Source organism: Aeromonas sp. R1-1, assembly GCF_040908495.1.
In the GTDB taxonomy this organism is placed as follows: domain Bacteria; phylum Pseudomonadota; class Gammaproteobacteria; order Enterobacterales; family Aeromonadaceae; genus Aeromonas; species Aeromonas veronii.
This window is the reverse complement of record NZ_JBFODV010000196.1, coordinates 1-3,073: the sequence shown is the minus strand read 5'-3', so window position 1 is coordinate 3,073 and position 3,073 is coordinate 1. Positions and strand designations below refer to the sequence as shown.

The 3,073-nt window shown below is 57.5% G+C and carries 3 protein-coding genes and 1 tRNA gene; 1 reads left to right on the top strand and 3 read right to left on the bottom strand.

The genetic code is table 11. From position 1 onward, the window contains the following. Both AB5Y92_RS12650 and AB5Y92_RS12645 read right to left on the bottom strand, forming a co-directional pair. A tRNA-Ser gene (locus AB5Y92_RS12650) sits at positions 1-88 on the bottom strand. A 134-nt stretch (positions 89-222) separates the two neighbouring features. After that, a complete protein-coding gene (locus AB5Y92_RS12645) occupies positions 223-678 on the bottom strand; it encodes a YbjN domain-containing protein (protein ID WP_005337119.1) in 456 nt (151 codons plus the stop codon). A gap of 158 nt (positions 679-836) precedes the next feature. Between AB5Y92_RS12645 and AB5Y92_RS12640 the strand changes: the two genes are divergently transcribed. Then, positions 837-2,174 (top strand): flavohemoglobin expression-modulating QEGLA motif protein, encoded by a 1,338-nt coding sequence (locus AB5Y92_RS12640; RefSeq protein ID WP_335841981.1) that lies wholly within the window; start codon positions 837-839, stop codon positions 2,172-2,174. 80 nt (positions 2,175-2,254) lie between these two features. Here the strand turns inward: AB5Y92_RS12640 and AB5Y92_RS12635 are convergent, their stop codons facing one another. Beyond that, positions 2,255-2,836 carry a thymidine kinase gene (locus AB5Y92_RS12635; protein ID WP_005351181.1) on the bottom strand — a complete coding sequence of 194 codons (582 nt, stop codon included), beginning with the start codon at positions 2,834-2,836 and terminating at the stop codon, positions 2,255-2,257. Positions 2,837-3,073 lie beyond the last annotated feature (237 nt).

Genomic DNA, 3,073 nt, shown 5'->3' with positions numbered 1-3,073 from the left:
TGGCGGTGAGGGAGGGATTCGAACCCTCGATACGTTGCCGTATACACACTTTCCAGGCGTGCTCCTTCAGCCACTCGGACACCTCACCAAATTTTGGTCTGTGGTTTAACGTGTTCAGCCAACACGGTGTTCGCTGCGCTGTTGCGCTGGAACGGGGCGTAATTTAGGGGAAAGCCCCGCCCGCGTCAACGGCTTTTTTCACCTGGCGAATCGTTCGAACACTTAATGCACAGATTCCGGAGCAACCTGGATTTCCGGCAGGTTGAGAAAGCCGGAACGTTCGCATTCGGCAACCAGTTCGTGGGTTGCGGCGATGGTGCTTTGCACGAACAACAGGAACTGCTCGACGCTGAGTCCGGCCTTGGTAAAGACGGTGTGGCCGACCACCAGCCGCGGCAGGTTGTCATCGATGATATCGAGGAACACCTTGAGGGAGGGGTACTGCATATTGAGTCGGCCCAGTTCGGCAACCAGCGGCAGCATTGCGGAGGGGCGCACTTCCAGCTCGGAGGAGAACAGCAGGCCTTCCTCTTCCACGAAGATCCGGCTCTCCTGAATACCATCGACCGACTGCAAAGAGACAATGTGGATACCGTGACACTGGTCGCAGACATAGTGCTCGATACGAGCCTGTTGCAACCAACGCATTATCATTTCGGAGCTGGGGATATTCATCATTTCCACGACAAGATTGGGATCAAGGGGCGCAGTCTAAACCAATTTGCTATCAACAAAAAGCACGCCAACCCGATAACCCTGCGGCTCGCTTCTTTTTGGCAAGCGCTATGCATATACTCAGCCAAATCCACGATGACGCTTGCCCCACAGGGGGCCCCATGACTATCCAAGAAAAGTATCGCCTTCATCTGAAATCACTCTCGGATGAGCTGCTCACCCTGCAAAAACCCATCCGCATTCTGGATGCCATCAAATGGCCACGCCATCTGCAGGATCGCTTTCTGGCAAGCGGTGGCAGGGAGCTGCCCGCTATCGACAGGCACTTCTATGATGCCCTCCCCCTCGGCTTCGATCCGCGCAACAAGTATCTGGAGCTCAAGGAGCTGCGGGACAGGATCCGCAGAAAGTTGGGGCCACAGGACGATCTTGGCCGGATCCTGCAAGAGACGGTCGATCAGTACATGGTGGTGATCGAGATGCTGCGCCAGCGCGGCCAACCCGATTTTCAGCGTTACAGCCAGCTGCTTTATGGCTCTGCCAGCGATCACCTGCGCGGGGATCGCAAGACTCTCAAGGAGCTGGGCGCCCGCCTGTGCGATATCTTCTCCCTGCCCGGCGCCCGCCATCTGGTGCGCCCCTACCCCAAGGAGTTCGAAGGAGAAGCCGCGGTCGCCAAACTGCAGGGCAAGCTGTCGAGCTACTTCAGTGACGGCACTGTGCAGGTGAAGCTGAGCGATGGCATCGTCTCCGATGCAGCGGCCGGTGGCGACTACATCAAGCTCAACTCCCACGCCCGTTTCTCCGAGCTGGACTTGCAGGTGCTGGAAGTACACGAGGGGTGGGTCCATGTCGGCACCACCCTCAACGGTCGCCAGCAGCCCTATGCCACTTGGCTGAGCGCCGGTTCACCGCGGATCACCGCCTGTCAGGAGGGGCTGGCTGTCCTGATAGAGACCCTCACCTTCAGCTCCTTTCCGGATCGGGCCAAGCGTATCTCCGATCGGGTGATGGCCATCGACATGGCCGAGCGCGGCGCCGATTTTATCGAGGTGTTTCAGCACTTCGTGCAGCAGGGCACCAGCGAGCACGACGCCTACAAGATCACCCAGCGGGTCTTTCGTGGCGGCATGGTGGGCGGCGGCGCCTGTTTTACCAAGGATCTCTCCTACGTGCGTGGCTATGTGGAGACGGTCAACTTTATCCGCAGCGCCGTGCTGGAAGGGGTGCCCGAGATCCTGCCGATGCTGTTTGTCGGCAAGGTGACACTGGATGACATTCCGGTGCTCTATCAGCACTATCTGGAGGGGCTGATCGCCGCTCCCCGCTATTTGCCGCCGATGTTTCGCGATCTCACCGGCCTCTATGTCTGGTTCGGTTTTGCCTCCGGCATGTCACTGGTCGATATAAGCCGGGTACAGCACCATTTTCGCCAGCTGTTTCAACGCCTGCCGGTGGCCGACCCCATCATTGCGCCGGTGGATATCGAGATCGACTGAACCACAGCGATAGAAGTTGGGGAAAATAAAAAGGGCGCCAGATTGGCGCCCTTCTCGACGATTCAATTATCGCAGCCGACTTACTTGTAGGCCCGACCTTCGAGATAGTGTTTGCGACAGAGTGACACATAGCGATCGTTGCCGCCGATCTCCACCTGCTCGCCATCACGCATCACCTGCCCTGCTTCGTTGACCCGGGAGTTCATGTGAGCCTTGTTGCCACACCAGCAGATACTCTTCAGCTCTTCAAACTTGTCGGCCAGACAGAGCAGATGGTAGGAACCCGGGAACAGCTCGCCGCGAAAATCGGTCTTGAGGCCATAGGCCATCACCGGAATATCCTGCTCATCGACGATGCGGGCCAACTGGTAGACCTGTTCACGGGTCAGGAACTGGGCCTCGTCCACGATAAAGACATCGATATGTTTCTTTGCATGGCGCGCTTTCACCATTTCAAACAGATCACAGCTGTCGCTGAACACGTCCACCTTCAGTTCAAGGCCAACCCGGGCACTGATCACCCCGACCCCGAAACGGTCATCGATGGCTGGCGTCATCGCCAAAGGATGCATGCCCCGCTCCAGATAGTTGAAGTGCGCCTGAATGAGCTGGGTGGATTTGCCTGAATTCATGGTGGCAAATTTGTAGTGCAGTGAAGCCATGATACTGTTCCGAAACTGAATTTATGGGGCGCATGCTAACCAAAGCCCCTGACAAAACCAAGGGGCCCGCGGGCCCCTTGCTCTATAAATGTTACGCGGTGGCCAACACTGGCCGCGCTTTGGCCTTTTTCAGGTGATAGCCGGTAAAGAGCACGAACCAGAGGGCACTGACACTGAAACCGGCCAGGCTGGAGTGCATCAAGCCCATCGCCAGGTAACCGATGGCCGCGCCGAAGG

What these genes read in the sequence shown, in the direction of transcription:
- AB5Y92_RS12645 (WP_005337119.1), bottom strand. Translation starts at nt 678, where the DNA reads ATGATGAATATCCCCAGCTCCGAAATGATAATGCGTTGGTTGCAACAG.
- AB5Y92_RS12640 (WP_335841981.1), top strand. Translation starts at nt 837, where the DNA reads ATGACTATCCAAGAAAAGTATCGCCTTCATCTGAAATCACTCTCGGAT.
- AB5Y92_RS12635 (WP_005351181.1), bottom strand. Translation starts at nt 2,836, where the DNA reads ATGGCTTCACTGCACTACAAATTTGCCACCATGAATTCAGGCAAATCC.